We start from the raw sequence: 17262 nt of genomic DNA on the forward strand, positions 1-17262 counted from the left end.
GTCTCCTCGTGTCGCCTGTCCATGCTAGCCCGCAGCGGGCGCCAGGCGATTGACCTGGGTCAAGCCCGTGGGAAGATGGCGGCGGCCATCGCGCCGCCATGGCCCGACGCAGACAAGGAAGGAAAGCGCCCATGCCCCCGCCCTCGAAGACATCGCTGTTCGCCGCCGCGAAGGCTTGGGACGCGGCCTCGGTCCGGGCCCAGCTGGCCCAGACGCCGGCGCTGGTCGGCGCCACCGATCCGCGCGGCCGCGCGGCGATCCACCTGGCCTGCACGGTGAAGGCCGAGGGCGCGCAGCTCGCGGAACCCCATGGGATCAAGACCGTGACCGCGCTGCTCGATGCGGGTGCCGACCTCGAGGCCGTGGTGCCCATGGACGAGGACGAGGGCGACTTCCGCGCCACGCCGATCTGGTACGCGGTGGCGCGCGGCGAGAACCTGCCGCTGGTGAAGTTCCTTGCCAAGCGCGGCGCGAACACGAGCTGGTCGCTGTGGGCCGCTGTGTGGCGCGACGACGCGGCGATGTGCCGCGTGCTGCTCGCGAACAGGCCCGAGCTGAACCTGCGCGCGCACGGCGAAACGCCGCTCTTCTATGCGGCCCGGCTGCAGCGGCTGAAGACCCTGGCGCTGCTGATCGCGGCCGGTGCCGATGCTTCCGTAACCGACGAGCAGGGGCGCGATGCGGTCGATATCGCGCGGGCGCGGCGTCTGCCGAAGGAGTTCATCGAACGGCTCGAGCGGTCGAAGCGATCTCGGCCTGGATAGACCTCCAGGGGACGATCACGCGGGCTCGACGGCCGCGAAGCCGATGCGGGGTGCGGTGATGCGGCCGTTCGCGGCCGCGAGCACGAAGCGCAGGGTGTCGCCCTCGACGACGACCTGCACGCCGAGCTTCGCCGTCACGGCGCCGCCGGCGAGTTGCGCGCCGCCCCAGCTCGCCGCGATCTCGCGCGCGGACAGCGCGGCGATCTCCGTGCCCAGCCCGCGTCCCACCGATTCCGAGCGCAGCACGACCGTGTTGAGGCCCTGCTCGTGCCCGTCCATCGACACCTGCAGGCCCGGCAGTGCGAGCAGTCCGTCGCCCAGCCGCAGTTCGCCCGACAAGGCCGTGCGCCCGAGCAGCGTGCGCGCCTGCGCGGTCAACCCCTGGGCCTGCGTGCCCAGGCCCTGGCGAAGCATCGATTCGGCGAAGGGCCGCAGCCGGAGCTTGCCGCGCTCGGAGATCCACGGGCCGATCAGGCTCTTGCGGCGCTCGAACTCCACGCCCGCGAGCGGCGCCGAGGCGAACTGGTAGAGGTAGCTGCGGCCGTTCGGGGCATCGACGTAGAAGCCGAGCGGGCTCACGCCCATGCGCGAGTCGGGGCCCACGTGCTCGACGGTGGCGTCGTTGAAGTCGACCAGCCCATGGCGGATCGGCACGGTCACGTCGGCATCGAACAGCAGGTGCGCGTCGGTGATGCGGCCGCGCAGGGTGCCGTCGATCTCGCCGAGCGGGCCGAGTTGCCAGGCGTCGGCCGGTGGCGGCAGCGCCGTGCCGTCGGCGGGGTGGGTGGCTTCCCACAGTTGGCGAAACTGCCGCGGCAGCACCAGCGGGCCGTGCAACTTCAGGCCGACGAATTCCGCGTCGCGGGCCTCGATGGCGCCGACGCGCAGCGGCCCGTTCCCGGCATGCACGCGCGCGACCAGTTCGTGCACGGCGATGCGATCGATCTCCAGCACGAGCGCGCCCGTGGCGAGCCGCAGGGCTGTCGCTTCGAGTTGCGCGATCCGCAGTTCGCGCGTGCCGTCCTGCCCCGTGGTCCAGCGCACGCCCTCGAGCGCGAAGCGGTTCGGATCGGCATCGCCGCGCGCGCCGAGTTCCAGGCCCAGCACGAGATCGACGAGAGAGGCAGCGAGGGAAGCGCTCATGGTGGCTTTCTAGCAGACGGGCTCAGCGGCACATCGGAAACCCGCCCGTCTCCAGATGGAAGTGATCGCGGTGCGCCGCGTTGTACTCGGGCCCGAGCACGCCGCGAAAGAAGCGGCAGGCGCCCAGATGGGCGTCGTTCAGCAGCGCGGCCGAAGGGTTCGAAGCGTCGGTGTGCCAGTCCCTGCGCACGTTGACGCGGCGCCCGTCCGCGAGGACGAAGCCGGCCACGTCGAAGGCGTCGGCCGTGGCATGCCGGCTGCGCGGCGCGCCGGGCATCGCGCCTTCGCCGCGGTTCACGTTGCGGCAGGCATAGCTGCCGAGGTGGTCGATCGCGGCGACCGGCTGGCCGAAGTGCCGCAGGGCCGCGGGCTGCAGCGCATGGTGCTCCCACATGAAGAAGGACAGCGCCATCGGGCAGCTCAGCGTGGGCGCGCTGCCCAGGCGCACGCCGGCCGAACGCAGGCGCACCGCGTTCTCGAAGCCGCAGCCCGGGCCGGTGACGCGGTCGGGCACGCGCTCGTACCGCATGCCGGTGTCGGCCAGCGCGGCCTGGCAGCGCACCGGATCGCCGCGTGCGCGCGCGAGCTTGTAGGTGGTCAGCCAGTTGGGCGCTGCCGTCACATCGAGCGGCGCCCAGGGATCGTGGCGCTCGGGCACCTCGACGGCGCCCGTGAAGACGGCCACCACGCCGGCGGCGAAGGCGATGACCAGCGCGAAGGCCAGTCGGCGTTCGGGGCGGGCGGGTCGGTCTTGCGCGGGCGGCAGGGGCACGGGTGACGAAGGCTGTGGATGGGGGAAGTCCTATTGGGACCGGACCGCGCGCACCGTGCTGTCGGGATGATCGGCCAGCGCGTGTAGGCCGATGCGAACCGGCCGGGCGCCGCTCAAGGCCGGATGCAGTCGAGCAGCACGCGAAACGCCGGCTCGATGTTCGCCTCCTCCACGCAGGCATAGCCCAGCAGCAGCCCGCGCCGCCCGTCGCCGCGCCGGTAGTAGCGCGACAGCGGCCGCGAGAGCACGCCGCGCGCCTGCGCCGCTTCCATGATCGCCACGTCGTCGCGGTCCTCGGGCAGCCGCAGCACCAGGTGCAGCCCGGCATTGCTGGCCTGCGGGTGCAGATGGTCGGGGCCCAGGTGCTCGCCGATCAGCCCGGCCAGCAGCGCGCGCCGGCGCGCATAGAGCACGCGCATGCGGCGGATGTGGGCGGCGTAGTGGCCCTGGCCGATGAGCTCGGCCAGCGCCACCTGCGTGATGGCGTGGCCCTCGCGATAGAGGTCGGCATGGGCGGTGCGGAAATGCGCGGCCAGCGCGCGCGGCAGCACCATGTAGCCCACGCGCAGGCCCGGAAACAGGGTCTTGCTGAAGGTGCCGATGTAGATCACCGGGCTGTCGTCCTCGAGCCCCTGCATCGAGGGAATGGGCCGGCCCGCGAAGCGGAACTCGCTGTCGTAGTCGTCCTCCACGATCCAGCTGCCCGACTGGCGCGCGAAGTCGAGCAGCTCGCGCCGGCGCGCCAGGCTCATCACCGAACCCAGCGGGTACTGGTGCGAAGGCGTCACGAAGATCAGCCGCGGCGCGCTACCGCCGCGCGGCCAGCCGGCCCCGGGTCCGTCGCCCTCGGCCTCCACGCGCAGCGGCCGCACGCGCCAGGCGCCCATCTGCAGCAGCTTGTGGAAACCCCAGTAGCCGGGCTCCTCGACCCACACGGTGTCGCTCGGGTCGGCCAGCATGCGCAGCGACAGGTCGATGGCCTGGTGCACGCCCTCGGTGATCAGCACCTGGTCGGCGTCGCAGCGCACCGCGCGCGCCACGCGCAGGTGCTCGGCCACCGCCTCGCGCAGCGCGGGATGGCCGCCGCCGTGCGAATAGGTCAGCAGCTCGGGCGCGGGATCGCGCCACAGGCGCGCGACGATGCGGCCGAAGGCGCGGTGCGGGAACTGGGTCACGTCGGGCACGCCGGGCATGAAGGCGCCCCACTGGCGCGCCGCGGCCGAGGCATCGTCGACCAGCGCCTGGGCGCGCCGGGCCAGCCGTACCGGCGCGGCGCGGGCCGGCGCGGCGGCGGCGCCGCGGCCGGTGGCGAGCTGGCTCTCTGGCGTGGTCGCGGCCACGAAGGTGCCGCTGCCCACGCGCGAATGCACGTAGCCCTCGGCGCGCAGCTGCTCGTAGGCATGCAGCACGGTGTTGCGCGACATGCCGGTCTCGCGCGCCAGGTCGCGCGAGGCCGGCAGCGCGCTCGAGGGCGGCAGGCTGCCGTCGAGGATGGCGCCGCGCAGGCAGTCGTAGAGCTGGCGGTTGAGCGCGGCACCGGCGGCGGGAGCGATGCGCTGCAGCACCAGGTCGGCGCAGATGGATTTCATGGGTTTTTTGGATTGGCTCCATCCTGATTGCAGGAAGTGGATCTTTTTGATGGAGCCAATTGCGCATTCAATCAGAACTTCCGATCGACCTCCAGCCTTTCCCGGACGCCTTCAGCCATGACCACCAACTCCGAACTCCAGACCCGCCGCCTCGCGGCCACGCCGCGAGGCGTGGGCGTGATGTGCGGCTTCTATGCCCAGCGCGCCGAGAACGCGACGCTGTGGGACATCGAGGGCCGCGAATACATCGACTTCGCCGCCGGCATCGCGGTGCTCAACACCGGCCACCGCCATCCGCGCCTGGTGGCCGCGATCCAGGAGCAGCTCGGGCGCTTCACGCACACGGCCTACCAGATCGTTCCCTACGAGAGCGTGGTGACGCTGGCCGAGCGCCTCAACGCGCTGGTGCCGATCTCCGGCCCGGTGAAGACGGCCTTCTTCACCACCGGCGCCGAGGCGCTCGAGAACGCGGTGAAGATCGCGCGCGTCCACACCGGCCGCGCCGGCGTGATCGCCTTCGGCGGTGGCTTCCATGGCCGCACGCTGATGGCGCTGGCCATGACCGGCAAGGTCGCGCCCTACAAGACCGGCTTCGGCCCGTTCCCGGCCGACGTGTTCCACGTGCCGTTCCCGAGCGCGCTGCAGGGCGTGAGCGCCGACGACTCACTGGCCGCGATCGAGAAGCTGTTCAAGACCGACATCGACCCGAAGCGCGTGGCCGCGATCGTGATCGAACCGGTGCAGGGCGAGGGCGGCTTCAACGTCGCGCCCACCGCGCTGCTGCAGGGCCTGCGCCGCATCTGCGACGCGCACGGCATCGTGCTGATCGCCGACGAGGTGCAGACCGGCTTCGCGCGCACCGGCCGGCTGTTCTCGATGCAGCACCACGGCGTCGAGCCCGACCTGATCACCATGGCCAAGAGCCTCGCGGGCGGCATGCCGCTGTCGGCCGTGGCCGGCCGCGCCGCCATCATGGACGCGCCGGCGCCTGGCGGCCTCGGCGGCACCTACGCGGGCAATCCGCTGGCGGTGGCCTCGGCGCACGCGGTGCTCGACGTGATCGCCGACGAGAAGCTCTGCGAACGCGCCGCCGCGCTGGGCGAGCGCCTGGTCGGTCGGCTGCTGAAGATCAAGGAATCGAATCCGGCGCTGGCCGAGGTGCGCGCGCAGGGCTCGATGGTCGCGGTGGAGCTGCGCGACGCGGCCACGGGCGCGCCCGACGCCGAGGCCGTGGCGCGCGTGCAGGCCAAGGCACTGGAACAGGGCCTGGTGCTGCTGAGCTGCGGCATGTACGGCAACGTGATCCGCTTCCTGTATCCGCTGACCATTCCCGACGCGCAGTTCGAACGCGCGCTGGCCATCGTCGAGGAGGCGTTCTCGGCATGAACTCCGCATCCACCCTGGGCCTGCAGCGCCCCGACCTGCTGCGCGGTGCCGGCCTGATCGACGGCCAGTGGGTCGCGGCCGACGACGGCGCCACCTTCGCCGTCAACGACCCCGCCACCGGCCGGCACCTGGCCGACGTGCCGCGGATGGGCCGCGTCGAGACCGAGCGCGCCATCGCCGGCGCCGCCGCCGCGCTGCCCGCCTGGCGCGCGCGCACCGCGCCCGATCGCGCACGCGTGCTGCGCCGCTGGGCCGAGCTGATGCTCGCGCACCAGGACGACCTGGGCCGGCTGATGACGCTCGAGCAGGGCAAGCCGCTGGCCGAGGCGCGCGGCGAGATCGCCTACGCGGCTTCGTTCATCGAATGGTTCGCCGAGGAGGCCAAGCGCGTGGACGGCGAGGTGCTGCAGCCGCAGCGCGCCGGCCAACGCATCGTGGTGCTCAAGCAGCCGATCGGCGTCTGCGCCGCGATCACGCCGTGGAACTTCCCGGCCGCGATGATCACGCGCAAGGTCGGCCCCGCGCTGGCCGCGGGCTGCACCATCGTCGTCAAGCCGGCCGAGCTCACGCCGCTGAGCGCCTTCGCGCTCGGCGTGCTGGGGCTCGAGGCCGGCCTGCCGCCCGGCGTGCTGCAGATCGTGGCCGGCAACGCGCCCGAGATCGGCGCCGCGCTGTGCGAGAGCCCGACCGTGCGCAAGCTCAGCTTCACCGGCTCCACCGGCGTGGGCCGCGTGCTCGCGCAGCAGTGCGCGCCGACCATCAAGAAGCTCTCGCTCGAGCTCGGCGGCAATGCGCCGCTGATCGTGTTCGACGACGCCGACATCGACCGCGCGGTCGAGGGCATCGTGGCCTCCAAGTTCCGCAACGCGGGCCAGACCTGCGTCTGCGCCAACCGCATCTACGTGCAGGCCGGCGTCTACGACGCCGTGGCCGCGCGGCTGGTGGCTGCGGTCGAGGCGATGCGCGTGGGCAACGGCCTCGAGGCCGGCACCACGCAGGGCCCGCTGATCGACGGCCGCGCCGTCGCCAAGGTGCGCCAGCACATCGACGACGCGCTCACGCAGGGCGCCGAGCTGCGCACCGGCGGCAAGCCGCATGCGCTGGGCGGCAGCTTTTTCGAGCCCACCGTGCTGACCGGCGTGACGCAGGCCATGCGCGTGGCGCGCGAGGAGACCTTCGGGCCGCTGGCGCCGCTGTTCCGCTTCGAGACCGAGGAGGAGGTCGTCGCGATGGCCAACGATTCGGAGTTCGGCCTCGCCGCCTACCTGTTCACCGAGGACCGCCGCCGCCTCTGGCGCGTGGGCGAGCAGCTCGAGACCGGCATGGTCGGCATCAACACCGGCCTGATCTCGAACGAGGTCGCGCCCTTCGGCGGCGTGAAGCAGTCGGGCCTGGGCCGCGAGGGCTCGCGGCACGGGATCGAGGACTACCTCGAGCTCAAGTACCTCTGCCTGCAGGACTGAGCATGGCGGCGCGGCGGTTTGCCCTGATGGGAATGATGCTATATGATTTGTATACGTTTCATATAGAAGAACAACCATGGGCATCGTCAAGATCTCCGACCTCATGCACGAGAACCTGCGCGTCGCGGGCACCGCGCTGAGCCGCTCCATCAACGCGCAGGCCGAGCACTGGATGCGCATCGGCATGCTCGCCGAGCTGCATCCCGACCTCGATCACCGCGAGCTGTGCCAGCTGCTGGTGCGCGCCGAGATGGCCGGCGGGCTCGACCTCGCGATGGCCTGCGCGCCGAGCGAGCCGCATGCGCCGCGGCCATCGGGCCGCGCGGCGGGGCGGGCGGCGAAGGTCGTGCAATGAACATGGCCGTGTCCCTGAAGACGCCCGAGCAGATCGCGCTGTCGCGCAAGGCCGGGCACCTCGCGGCCGAGGTGCTGCGGATGATCGGCGCGTACGTGAAGCCCGGCGTCACCACCGGGGAGCTCGACAGCCTCTGCCACGACTACATCGTCAACGTGCAGCACGCGATCCCGGCCAACGTGGGCTACAAGGGCTTCCCGAAGACGGTATGCACCTCCGTCAACCACGTGGTCTGCCACGGCATTCCCTCGGCGCAGAAGACGCTGAAGAAGGGCGACATCGTCAACATCGACGTGGCCGTGATCAAGGACGGCTGGTTCGGCGACTGCAGCCGCATGTACTTCGTCGACGAGCCGAGCCCGCTCGCGCGCCGGCTGGTCGAGACCACCTACGAGGCCATGCGCGCCGGCATCCTGGCCGTGCGCCCGGGCGCGACGCTGGGCGACGTGGGCCATGCGATCCAGAGCGTGGCGCACCGCGAGCGTTTCAGCGTGGTGCGCGAGTACTGCGGCCACGGCATCGGGCAGATCTATCACGACGATCCGCAGGTGCTGCACTACGGCCGGCCCGGCGAAGGCCTGCGGCTCGCGCCCGGCATGGTCTTCACCATCGAGCCGATGATCAACGCGGGCCGCCGCGAAACGCGCGAGCTGCCCGACGGCTGGACCGTGGTCACGCGCGACCATTCGCTGTCGGCGCAGTGGGAGCACATGGTCGCGGTGACCGAGGACGGCTTCGAGGTGCTGACGCCCTGGCCCGAGGGCACGGGCAGCTACCCGCCCATCGGTTAGTTGTCGGCCCAGCGAAAACGCGCCGTGAAGTTGCGCAGCAGCGCCGGCTCGTAGGTGAAGGCCATGCCGCGGATGCGCGCGGCGCGCCGCGCCACCTCGGCCAGTGCGTCGGCCACGTAGTCCATGTGGTCGTTGGTGTAGACGCGCCGCGGGATCGTGAGCCGCATCGATTCGAGCGGCGCCTTCTCCTGGAGCCCGGTGACGGGATCGCGCCCGAGCAGCAGCGAGCCGATCTCCACCGCGCGCACGCCCGCTTCGAGGTACAGCTCGCAGGCGAGCGCATGCGCGGGAAAGCTGTCGGCCGGCAGGTGCGGCAGCAGTGCGGCCGCGTCGACGAACACGGCGTGGCCGCCGGTCGGGTGCTGGATCGGGATGCCCTGCGCACGCAGCCGCTCGCCGAGGTAGGCGACCTGGCCGACGCGGTAGCGCAGGTAGTCGGCATCCATGGCCTCCTCGAGGCCGACCGCGAGCGCCTCCATGTCGCGGCCCGCGAGGCCGCCGTAGGTGATGAAGCCCTCGCTGACCACGCAGCGTTCCTGCACGGCGCGAAACAGGTCCTCGTCGTCGCGGAAGCTGCAGAAGCCGCCGATGTTGACCAGCCCGTCCTTCTTCGACGACATCACCGCGATGTCGGCGCAGGCCATCATGTCGCGCACGATGCCGGGTACGTCGCGCTGCGCCTGGCCGACCTCGCGCTCGTGGATGAACCAGGCGTTCTCCGCGAAGCGCGTGGCATCGATCACCACCGGAATACCTGCTTCGCGCGCGAGCCGCGAGGCCGCGCGCAGGTTGGCCAGCGCGACCGGCTGGCCGCCGCTGGTGTTGCAGGTCACGGTGGCCACCAGCGCCACCACGTTGGCCGCGCCGTGCGTCTCGATCAGCCGCGCGAGTTCGTCGAGGTCGAAGTTGCCTTTCCAGTCGTGGTACGTGGCGGTGTCCAGTGCCTCCTTCGTCAGTGCGTTGAGCGCGCGCGCGCCGGCCAGCTCGATGTGGAGCTTGGTGGTGTCGAAGTGGAAGTTCGACAGGAACACCGGCTGCTTCGCGCCGCGGCGCTTCACGAGCTCTGGGTAAAGCAGCTGCTCGGCCCCGCGGCCCTGGTGCGCGGGTACCGTGTGGCGATGGCCGAAGACCTTCTCGATGGTGTCGGCGAGCCGGTAGTAGCTGCGGCTGCCGGCATAGGACTCGTCGGCCGCCATCATCGCGGCCCATTGGCGGTCGCTCATCGCGCCGCTGCCGCTGTCGGTCAGCAGGTCGATGAAGACGTCGTCGCTGCGCAGCAGGAAGGGGTTGAGCCCCGCGTCGAGCAGGGCCTGCTCGCGGTGCGCGCGGCTGGTCAGGGCGATGCGCTCGATGGTCTTGATGCGGAACGGTTCGGGGATGCGCTTCATGGGTTCTCCTGGTCGAAGCTCGGTGCGGATGGATCGGATGGCCGACCCCGGAGGCATTCGCGAATGGCGATGCAATGCAGTTGCGCATTCGTTGCCTATCGAGAGAAGATGTCTCGCCTTCTTCGCCCCTGGGTCGAGCTCGCAACGATTCTTTCGTCCGGCTCGTGCAATGGGTTTTCATCTCGCCTGGGGATCGCCCCTCGAAGAAGAAAAGTCCTTTCGCCATTCCCATCAAACAGGAGAACATCTTGCAATCCGTACCGCTGGACTCGATGGACACCCGCATGCTCGAGGTGCTGCAGGGCCAGGGCCGCATCTCCAACCTCGAGCTCGCGGCCGCGGTCGGGCTCTCGCCCGCGCAATGCAGCCGCCGGCACCATCGGCTCGAGGAAGAGGGCGTGATCGCGCGCTACGAGGCGCGGCTGCGGCCCGCGGCCGTGGGCCTGCGCGTGATGGCCTTCGTCCACATCGCGATGGAGCGCGGCCATGTGCGCGACTTCAAGCGCTTCCGCCAGGCCGTGACGCAACTGCCCGACGTGCTCGAATGCCACTCGGTGACGGGCGATGTCGACTACGTGCTCAAGGTGATCGCGCGCGACCTCGAGGCGCTCAGCAGCTTCCTGACCGAGAAGCTCTCGGCGCTGCCCGGCGTGAGCATGGTGCGCTCGAGCGTGTGCCTCGAGGAGCTCAAGGGCGGCGCGGCGTTGCCGCTGGCGCAGGCCGGCGACTGAGAGGCGACCTCAGCCGCGCCGCGACTGCACGAAGTCGACGAAGGCGCGCAGCGGCGCCGGCAGCCGCTCGCGGCCCCGGTAGTAGAGAAAGGGCCCGGTGAAGGGCTGCCACCAGTCCTCGAGCACGGGCACCAGCGCGCCGCTGGTCAGTTGCGGCTGCAGCCATTCCTCGAACAGGTGGATCACGCCGATGCCGGCCACCGCCGTCTCGACCGCGAGCTCGACGCCGCCGCCCAGGCGCACGATCAGCGGGCCGTCGACGTCCACCGTCACCACCTCGCCCTCGCGCTCGAAGTCCCAACTCGCCATCGCGCCGCTCGCGAAACGCCCGCGCAGGCAGGCGTGCTGCAGCAGGTCGCGCGGATGCAGGGGGCGGCCGTGCGCCGCGAGGTAGGCCGGCGAGGCCGCGGTCGCCATGCGCTGGCGGCGCGGGCCGATCGGGATCGCGATCACGTCCTGCTCGAGCCGTTCCTCGTAGCGGATGCCGGCATCGCAGCCCGCGGCCAGCACGTCGACGAAGCTTTCCTCGACCACCACCTCGAGCAGGATCTCGGGATAGGCCGCGAGGAAGGGCGGCACGATCGCCGGCAGCACCAGCCGCGACGCGCTCGCGGGCACGTTGAGCCGCAGGGTGCCCGCGGGCTTGTCGCGAAAGCCGTTGACCACGTCGAGCGCGGCCTCGACCTCGCCGAGCGCCGGCCCGAGCCGGTCGAGCAGCCGCGCGCCGGCCTCGGTGGGCACTACGCTGCGGGTGCTGCGGTGCAGGAGGCGCACGCCCAGCCGCGTTTCGAGCCGGCGCATGGACGCGCTGAGGCTGGAGGCGCTCACGCCCTGCAGCCGCGCCGCCTCGCGAAAGCCGCCCGCGCGCGCCACCGCCACGAAGACCGCCAGATCGCCGAGCTGTTCCGTCATCGCCTGTCTTTCGATTGTTCGTTTTTCCGCACGACCCGTGCGCATCGAGCCGGCTTATCGTACGCCGCCGCGGTGCCTACATTCAGCGTCAACCTGAAAGGACACCTGATGAACCCGCTCGACGACATCTCCACCTTCCGCCTCGGCAGCCGCGACGTGAAGCGCATGGGCTACGGCGCCATGCAGCTCGCCGGCCCCGGCGTCTACGGCCCGCCGAAGGACCGTGCCGCCGCCGTGGCGGTGCTGCGCGCCGCGCTCGAGGCCGGCGTGGACCACATCGACACCAGCGACTTCTACGGCCCGCACGTCACCAACCAGATCATCCGCGAGGCGCTGCACCCGTACCGCGACGACCTGACCATCGTCACCAAGGTCGGCGCCACGCGCGGGGCCGATGCCTCGTGGAACCTCGCGGCCTCGCCGGCCGAGCTGCGCCAGGCGGTGCACGACAACCTGCGCAACCTCGGCCTCGACGTGCTCGATGTCGTCAACATGCGCAGCATGCTGGGCGTGCACGGGCCGGCCGAAGGCTCGCTCGAGGCGCCGCTGACCGCGCTGGCCGAGTTGCGCCAGCAGGGCCTGATCCGCCACATCGGCCTGAGCAACGTGACCGCGAAGCAGGTCGACGACGGCCGGCGCATCGTGCCGATCGTCGGCGTGCAGAACATGTACAACCTCGCGAACCGCGGCGACGACGCGCTGGTCGAGAAGCTGGCGCGCGAGGGCATTGCCTATGTGCCCTTCTTCCCGCTCGGGGGCTTCACGCCGCTGCAGTCGGGGGTGCTGTCGGATGTGGCGGGTGAACTCGGGGCCACGCCGATGCAGGTGGCACTGGCCTGGCTGCTGCAGCGCTCGCCGAACCTGCTGCTGATTCCGGGGACTTCGTCGCTGGGGCATCTGCGGGAGAACCTGGCGGCGGCCGGGCTGAAGTTGCCGGCCGAGGCTGTGGCGCGGCTGGACACCATTGGCGCTGGGGCAAGGCACTGAAGGACGGGCGTCGATGCCTGCTCCGTGTTCCAGAAAAGTCAAAGACCTCTATTGGTTGTGGAACACGATCGCTCGACGACATCCTCGCCCATCCTTTCGCAATGGAAAGTAGACAGAGGGTGCCCAGGTGGTCACCGATTCCTCGAACATGCCCTGGGGGCTCGATGCGATCACCCTGATGTTGGTCATTCGTCCATCGGCCACGTCATGTTCCAGGATGACCCAGCCATCCTGCCGGGCTTCGCGGGCCGCTCGCGGAAAGACAAGTGTGGGAAATGTGGGCGTTCCCAAGTCTCGACACACGGACATGAAGGGGCTTGGGATCGCGGGCATGGCCTCCGGCGGAGGTTTTGCACCGGACGCACAACCGCCCAGCACGGCGAGCAAAGCCAGGGCGTGAATCAGTCTTGTCATGGGAGGCGGACGAGCATTCCGGGTGCTCGAGTCTTTTGGGGAGATCGGGGATTCTGTCTCGACGATGTTCGATGTGCCAATCTCGCGCGCGCCAGCGCCGAGGTCGCCTCTAAACTGCAGCCCCATGCGGACCGACCACCGAGCAAACCTCCAACTCATTCTCACGCTGCAGTCGCCGCCGCCGGGCGTCGACTTTGCCGTGCAGCGCGGGCGCGATGAGTTGGTGAAGCCATTCCTCGCGACGGCGGACTCGGTGTCCTTCGCCATCACGCTGACACTTGGTCCCGCACTCGCCGATGGTTCTCCCAACTTCCGAGGCCCTTTCGCGCAAGGCACGCCCGCGGATCGATTCGTGTACGTGAACTCTGGGTTGTCCGCGGGGCAGACGGGAACGCCGTGGCAGCGAAGGGCGAAGATCAAGCTGGCCGATATTCCGATCGCGCTGGTGGAGCGCGCAGCGGGCGACCCGAATGCCGCGATCGAGGCATGCATCGAAGGAACGATGAAGGATGGGGGGCCGGTGTGCGCGAGTGTTCGGGCGCCGCAGATTTCTTGGCAAATGGTGATGCGGTCGGATTGAGCCGATGAAAGGGCTTCGAGAACATGTTCTTTGGGCGTGACGGGCTGGAGTCTTCTCGATGAAGGATTTCGCTTCGGTCGGGTTCGCGGATGGGCCTCGGTGGCCGCCACGCGCTCGATGCCGATCATCGACAGGCAGGCCGAGGTAGGCCTGGCACGAATGGGTACGATCGGCCGGAAGCAGACTCGGACGACAGTTTCACGCAGGAAGATGGAATGTTCCACGAATTCAGAGAAGCGATCTCAAGCAGCGGGGTGCTCACCGATGTCGAGGTGCGCGAGGACATCGTCGTCGGCCGGGCGCGAGTGTTGGCGGCGCAAGCTGACGTTTGGGTCAACGTCGATCCTGAACTCGAGGACGGGGGAGTGCCGGACGCCACGGTTCTGCTGCGCCGCATCGACCAGATACTCGGCGTCTCGCCAGCGCAGTGGGGCCTGATCATCGACCAGATCGTCGGCGAAATCGAAGAGGCCGTCGGTGACGAGCCAGTGAAGGAATCCACCAGCCTGCGATCCGATCTGGTCTTGAAGTCGGTCGTTGTGCTCGCGGAGGCGACACTTCTGCGCTTCGAAGCACCACGCCAGTTCCCCGACAGCTGGATCCATGCTCAGCTCGACGAACAACTCGGTCTCGATGACCTTGCAATCGCAGAGCGGGATGTGGATGCAGGAACGATGTCGTTCGATACCGTTGATGATCTGCTGGACCACGTCAGTAAGGACAACACGTCGCGGGAACCGTAGAGACGAGACCTCGTCGACGGCGATCGGGTGGTCTGCGGTCCCATGTTCCGAACCGTGAATGCTCGACAGGAGGAGACGCTCAGCAGCTCGACGGGCAGCATGATAGGGGCCTATATTTTGGTGGTAGAGGCATACCACGCTCAGACCGCACTAGCGATCCGTCCTGCAGATCGCTTGCGGCCAGGACCAGTGATTCGGGCTGCCCTCAAAATTTGCTCCAAAGCGGTCGTTCCTCCCATGCATCTACCTCATGCCAATTGACGTTCTGCTCTCAGTTCCCGCCGGCGGAAAGACCGCGCAGCATCTCTCGCTTTGCGCATCGCTTCACGACGCCTTGAGCGTTGCGAAGGTGAGTGAGCAGCTTCTGCTCATCGACGTGAAGTCCGTCTTGTTGCTCGAAGACGTCTACGGGCATACACATGTACCACCGGATTCTGATGAACTACTTTGGCGTACGGAGAACGCTCGTCCTGTATTGCACGAAGCCGACCTCCGCGATGGCGAAAAGGAGGGCTACCTCGGGAAGTGGAATCTGGATTTCCTTACGTGGCTTCGACAAGTTGCCGTCGCAGTTTCCGAACCGGTCGCAGTCGCATACGAGCACGAACGTGGCGACACGCCCTATGAATCGGCTTGGTGGACCTGCGACCCACTTTCGGAAACTGGCGAAGTCGAGACCTTTGGTATCCAGAGCAACGATGGAATGGACAAGCCCGAATGGCGTGCTGAGGTAGTACGTTGTGCAGATGGCCGCATCGAAATTCGCTGAACGAGGCGGCATACGGCCACAAGCAGACATCGAGATGATCTTCAAAGCTCTGGATTTGACAGCGTTTCAGCGTCGCCTCGACGGGTGGCGCGGCGCGGACGCGAGTATCAATTCATTTAGGAACGACCAGGACCGCCTCATCGTGAAATTGACTGATCCGACCAGCCGGCAGGAGCCAGTTGGACTGGCATTTTTCAACTGCACCTATCTGGCTGGCCCAGTTTCCTGGACAGCGATGAACTTGGTGGTGCAGGAGATCCAAAGAGACGATGGTTTGCCAGGCTACGAAGCTCGAGACGAAGGCGCCGGTTTCGTTGTGCGTTTCGCTTCAAGCAGCCTTTATGGTGATGATGAAACGTTCTTGCGAGAGCGTTCTTGATCGCATACTTCGGGCGGCCTACTTAACCCGGCTCGCATTGGGGGCAGAATGCGGCCAGAAGCGGTCGGTCAACGCCACAGCACCGTTCACCCAAAAGCAGTCAGTGAGCGAGCCCTCTGATGATGAACCCATACGTAAATCCGCTGCCATTTTTTCCTCGTACGCAAATGGAGCGAACGGCATGCAACTTGGTGACAGCCGAGAGCGGGGAAGTGGTGCTCAACTTCTGGGACCAATCAACCTATCCATATGAGGACTTGGACGGAAATCCCGTTCATTTGGGAGCGGACTACAAGATCCGTACGGGCAGCCTCCATGCAGGACTTTTCTCTAGGGATGGTCTGCAAAACCGGCGCAAGCCTTGCATGATCTGAACCATGATTGCCAAACGCGTAACGCCGCCGATTCAGCTTGGCCTGGGCCTGAACCTGTCGACGAAGAAGACCCGCAAGCGCGAATTCCTCGATGAAATGGATCGGGTGGTTCCATGGAGGGCGCTGGTACAGATCGTCGAGCCGCACAGCCCGCGAGCCAAGACCGGCCGCCCGCCATTTGCCATCGAGACGATGCTGCGCATTCACTACTTGCAGCAGTGGTTCGGACTGAGCGATCCGGCGATGGAGGAGGCGTTGCACGACGTTCCCCTGTACCGGGAGTTTGCTGGTCTGGGCGACGGCGCGAGCCGCCTGCCTGACGAGACCACCATCTTGCGATTCCGTCATCTGCTGGAGGTCCATGACCTGGCCGTTGACATGCTGCGCGTGGTCAACGACATCCTGCAAGCCAAAGGCCTGATGCTGCGCACGGGCACAGCCGTGGATGCCACCTTGATCGCGGCGCCCAGTTCGACCAAGAACGCTGAAGGTGAACGCGACCCAGAGATGCACCAAGTCAAGAAGGGCAACCAGTGGTACTTCGGGATGAAGGCGCACATTGGTGTGGATGCCGCATCAGGCCTGGTGCACACAGTGGTAGGCACGGCGGCGAACGTCAGCGACATCAACGTGGCCGGTGCGCTCTTGCATGGCGAGGAACATGCGGCGTTCGGGGATTCCGGCTATCAGGGCGTGCACAAGCGGGCGGAGGCTGTGGGGCCGACCTGGCACGTAGCGATGCGTCTGGGTCAGCGCAGGATATTGAATCCGTTCATTGAACCCGAGTTCGTGGCCGAGCGGGTGGAGAAGATGAAGGCCAGCATCCGAGCCAAGGTCGAGCACCCGTTCCGAGTGATCAAGCAGCAGTTCGGGTTTACGAAGGTTCGCTACCGCGGCTTGATGAAGAACACAGCGCAGATCGTCACGCTGTTTGCGCTGTCGAATCTGTGGATGGCGCGCAGGAAGTTGATGGGAGCCAGGGGATGAGTGCGTCTGCAGCACTCGAATCGGCCTCGCGAGGCCCGCGTAATGGGTGTCTGGCGCAGCAGATCGATGATGGGGCTGTTCGATCTGATCATCAGAATGGCTGCCGTCACCCTATCCATTTAGTCGCGATAGGCATTCGCGTTCTGCAGACCATCCCTAGTGGAAGCTTCTACCTTGTTCGGGTTAACGGAGGTTCCGTCGACGTCGAATTTGAAGGGCGATGGGTTTGACGCCTACTGGCCAGAAGCTGCCCCTCGCGCAAAAGATGCACTAAAGATGTTTTTTGCTTGACTGAATATGAAATCTTCCGTAATTACAAAGCCGTTCGAGCAGCCCGTAGTCAGCTTTAGTTTTTCGGATATTAGTGAATTGACGCTCGGAGTTACTGGTTTGCGCGTCGTGGTCAGCTTTGACCGCACTCATGATGACGAAGACAGATACCTAGAGGTTTTATTCTCGATTCCAAGAGGATTTAGATTCCTCGATGAGGGAGACTTGCTCTCTTATTGGGGGGTAGTCCCTGTACAGACAGGGCACACAATCTTCGAGGTCAAGCAAGGTGGCTGGATGGAGCAAGAGCAGTCCTACGGCATGCTGAATGTGACAAGTGCCATCGGCGACTTTAGAGAATGGCTCATAGTTTCCTCCGACGGATGTCTGAGCGTAATCTCAAAAATTGAGCCCATGGTTCGCTTTATACAGAGGTAAGTGCATGTGCATCGCTGACCGGATGCA

Annotated in this window: 19 protein-coding genes; 13 read left to right on the plus strand and 6 right to left on the minus strand. The window is 67.6% G+C overall.

Annotated features, from left to right (window positions below; genetic code table 11):
• Positions 1–131 precede the first annotated feature (131 nt).
• Positions 132–764 (plus strand): ankyrin repeat domain-containing protein, encoded by a 633-nt coding sequence (locus tag ACODT0_RS00950; RefSeq protein ID WP_489040277.1) that lies wholly within the window; start codon positions 132–134, stop codon positions 762–764.
• Positions 765–779: 15 nt separating this feature from the next.
• Here ACODT0_RS00950 and ACODT0_RS00955 read toward each other — a convergent pair whose 3' ends face one another.
• The 3 genes from ACODT0_RS00955 to pdxR all read right to left on the minus strand — a co-directional run bounded on the left by ACODT0_RS00955 (position 780) and on the right by pdxR (position 4268).
• Positions 780–1907, minus strand: coding sequence for a hypothetical protein (locus ACODT0_RS00955; RefSeq protein WP_489040278.1), 1128 nt, complete (start codon positions 1905–1907; stop codon positions 780–782).
• A 22-nt stretch (positions 1908–1929) separates the two neighbouring features.
• Complete coding sequence (locus ACODT0_RS00960; protein ID WP_489040279.1) at positions 1930–2679, minus strand: extensin-like domain-containing protein; 750 nt, start codon at positions 2677–2679, stop codon at positions 1930–1932.
• Between the two features lie 113 nt (positions 2680–2792).
• Positions 2793–4268: a MocR-like pyridoxine biosynthesis transcription factor PdxR gene (gene pdxR, locus ACODT0_RS00965; protein WP_489040280.1), complete on the minus strand. Its 1476-nt coding sequence runs from the start codon at positions 4266–4268 to the stop codon at positions 2793–2795.
• A gap of 117 nt (positions 4269–4385) precedes the next feature.
• On the opposite strand from pdxR, the gene ACODT0_RS00970 reads away from it, so the two are divergent.
• The 4 genes from ACODT0_RS00970 to map all read left to right on the plus strand — a co-directional run bounded on the left by ACODT0_RS00970 (position 4386) and on the right by map (position 8263).
• Positions 4386–5654 carry a 4-aminobutyrate--2-oxoglutarate transaminase gene (locus tag ACODT0_RS00970; protein ID WP_489040281.1) on the plus strand — a complete coding sequence of 423 codons (1269 nt, stop codon included), beginning with the start codon at positions 4386–4388 and terminating at the stop codon, positions 5652–5654.
• On the plus strand, positions 5651–7117 hold the full coding sequence (locus tag ACODT0_RS00975) for an NAD-dependent succinate-semialdehyde dehydrogenase (RefSeq protein WP_489040282.1): 1467 nt from the start codon (positions 5651–5653) through the stop codon (positions 7115–7117). The genes ACODT0_RS00970 and ACODT0_RS00975 overlap by 4 nt, the downstream gene beginning before the upstream one ends.
• A gap of 76 nt (positions 7118–7193) precedes the next feature.
• On the plus strand, positions 7194–7472 hold the full coding sequence (locus tag ACODT0_RS00980) for a ParD-like family protein (protein ID WP_057589954.1): 279 nt from the start codon (positions 7194–7196) through the stop codon (positions 7470–7472).
• A complete protein-coding gene (map, locus tag ACODT0_RS00985) occupies positions 7469–8263 on the plus strand; it encodes a type I methionyl aminopeptidase (RefSeq protein WP_489040283.1) in 795 nt (264 codons plus the stop codon). The genes ACODT0_RS00980 and map overlap by 4 nt, the downstream gene beginning before the upstream one ends.
• Here the strand turns inward: map and ACODT0_RS00990 are convergent.
• Positions 8260–9651, minus strand: a complete 1392-nt coding sequence (locus ACODT0_RS00990) for a tryptophanase (RefSeq protein ID WP_489040284.1) — start codon at positions 9649–9651, stop codon at positions 8260–8262. The genes map and ACODT0_RS00990 overlap by 4 nt on opposite strands.
• A 248-nt stretch (positions 9652–9899) precedes the next feature.
• On the opposite strand from ACODT0_RS00990, the gene ACODT0_RS00995 reads away from it, so the two are divergent.
• Positions 9900–10382: an Lrp/AsnC family transcriptional regulator gene (locus ACODT0_RS00995; protein WP_489040285.1), complete on the plus strand. Its 483-nt coding sequence runs from the start codon at positions 9900–9902 to the stop codon at positions 10380–10382.
• 9 nt (positions 10383–10391) lie between these two features.
• Here ACODT0_RS00995 and ACODT0_RS01000 read toward each other — a convergent pair whose 3' ends face one another.
• Complete coding sequence (locus ACODT0_RS01000) at positions 10392–11294, minus strand: LysR family transcriptional regulator (protein WP_489040286.1); 903 nt, start codon at positions 11292–11294, stop codon at positions 10392–10394.
• Between the two features lie 108 nt (positions 11295–11402).
• On the opposite strand from ACODT0_RS01000, the gene ACODT0_RS01005 reads away from it, so the two are divergent.
• A complete protein-coding gene (locus ACODT0_RS01005) occupies positions 11403–12281 on the plus strand; it encodes an aldo/keto reductase family oxidoreductase (protein ID WP_489040287.1) in 879 nt (292 codons plus the stop codon).
• A 48-nt stretch (positions 12282–12329) separates the two neighbouring features.
• Here the strand turns inward: ACODT0_RS01005 and ACODT0_RS01010 are convergent, their stop codons facing one another.
• Complete coding sequence (locus ACODT0_RS01010) at positions 12330–12854, minus strand: energy transducer TonB (protein ID WP_479672811.1); 525 nt, start codon at positions 12852–12854, stop codon at positions 12330–12332.
• Between ACODT0_RS01010 and ACODT0_RS01015 the strand changes: the two genes are divergently transcribed.
• The 6 genes from ACODT0_RS01015 (at position 12820) to ACODT0_RS01040 (ending at position 17235) form a co-directional block, all read left to right on the plus strand.
• On the plus strand, positions 12820–13275 hold the full coding sequence (locus ACODT0_RS01015; RefSeq protein ID WP_489040288.1) for a DUF5990 family protein: 456 nt from the start codon (positions 12820–12822) through the stop codon (positions 13273–13275). The two genes, ACODT0_RS01010 and ACODT0_RS01015, sit on opposite strands and share 35 nt — an antisense overlap.
• Positions 13276–13490: 215 nt before the next feature.
• Complete coding sequence (locus tag ACODT0_RS01020) at positions 13491–14018, plus strand: hypothetical protein (RefSeq protein ID WP_489040289.1); 528 nt, start codon at positions 13491–13493, stop codon at positions 14016–14018.
• A gap of 250 nt (positions 14019–14268) precedes the next feature.
• Complete coding sequence (locus ACODT0_RS01025; RefSeq protein WP_479669557.1) at positions 14269–14787, plus strand: hypothetical protein; 519 nt, start codon at positions 14269–14271, stop codon at positions 14785–14787.
• 34 nt (positions 14788–14821) lie between these two features.
• Complete coding sequence (locus tag ACODT0_RS01030) at positions 14822–15166, plus strand: hypothetical protein (protein ID WP_489040290.1); 345 nt, start codon at positions 14822–14824, stop codon at positions 15164–15166.
• 377 nt (positions 15167–15543) lie between these two features.
• A complete protein-coding gene (locus ACODT0_RS01035; protein ID WP_489040291.1) occupies positions 15544–16527 on the plus strand; it encodes an IS5 family transposase in 984 nt (327 codons plus the stop codon).
• A gap of 297 nt (positions 16528–16824) precedes the next feature.
• Positions 16825–17235, plus strand: a complete 411-nt coding sequence (locus tag ACODT0_RS01040; RefSeq protein ID WP_479669555.1) for a hypothetical protein — start codon at positions 16825–16827, stop codon at positions 17233–17235.
• Positions 17236–17262: the final 27 nt, after the last annotated feature.

Source organism: Variovorax sp. FG153 (genome assembly GCF_057809595.1).

Coding starts and splice junctions, on each gene's coding strand:
- ACODT0_RS00950 (WP_489040277.1), top strand. CDS start 132: ATGCCCCCGCCCTCGAAGACATCGCTGTTCGCCGCCGCGAAGGCTTGG.
- ACODT0_RS00955 (WP_489040278.1), bottom strand. CDS start 1,907: ATGAGCGCTTCCCTCGCTGCCTCTCTCGTCGATCTCGTGCTGGGCCTG.
- pdxR (WP_489040280.1), bottom strand. CDS start 4,268: ATGAAATCCATCTGCGCCGACCTGGTGCTGCAGCGCATCGCTCCCGCC.
- ACODT0_RS00970 (WP_489040281.1), top strand. CDS start 4,386: ATGACCACCAACTCCGAACTCCAGACCCGCCGCCTCGCGGCCACGCCG.
- ACODT0_RS00975 (WP_489040282.1), top strand. CDS start 5,651: ATGAACTCCGCATCCACCCTGGGCCTGCAGCGCCCCGACCTGCTGCGC.
- ACODT0_RS00980 (WP_057589954.1), top strand. CDS start 7,194: ATGGGCATCGTCAAGATCTCCGACCTCATGCACGAGAACCTGCGCGTC.
- map (WP_489040283.1), top strand. CDS start 7,469: ATGAACATGGCCGTGTCCCTGAAGACGCCCGAGCAGATCGCGCTGTCG.
- ACODT0_RS00990 (WP_489040284.1), bottom strand. CDS start 9,651: ATGAAGCGCATCCCCGAACCGTTCCGCATCAAGACCATCGAGCGCATC.
- ACODT0_RS01000 (WP_489040286.1), bottom strand. CDS start 11,294: ATGACGGAACAGCTCGGCGATCTGGCGGTCTTCGTGGCGGTGGCGCGC.
- ACODT0_RS01005 (WP_489040287.1), top strand. CDS start 11,403: ATGAACCCGCTCGACGACATCTCCACCTTCCGCCTCGGCAGCCGCGAC.
- ACODT0_RS01015 (WP_489040288.1), top strand. CDS start 12,820: ATGCGGACCGACCACCGAGCAAACCTCCAACTCATTCTCACGCTGCAG.
- ACODT0_RS01010 (WP_479672811.1), bottom strand. CDS start 12,854: ATGAGTTGGAGGTTTGCTCGGTGGTCGGTCCGCATGGGGCTGCAGTTT.
- ACODT0_RS01020 (WP_489040289.1), top strand. CDS start 13,491: ATGTTCCACGAATTCAGAGAAGCGATCTCAAGCAGCGGGGTGCTCACC.
- ACODT0_RS01025 (WP_479669557.1), top strand. CDS start 14,269: ATGCCAATTGACGTTCTGCTCTCAGTTCCCGCCGGCGGAAAGACCGCG.
- ACODT0_RS01030 (WP_489040290.1), top strand. CDS start 14,822: ATGATCTTCAAAGCTCTGGATTTGACAGCGTTTCAGCGTCGCCTCGAC.
- ACODT0_RS01035 (WP_489040291.1), top strand. CDS start 15,544: ATGATTGCCAAACGCGTAACGCCGCCGATTCAGCTTGGCCTGGGCCTG.
- ACODT0_RS01040 (WP_479669555.1), top strand. CDS start 16,825: ATGAAATCTTCCGTAATTACAAAGCCGTTCGAGCAGCCCGTAGTCAGC.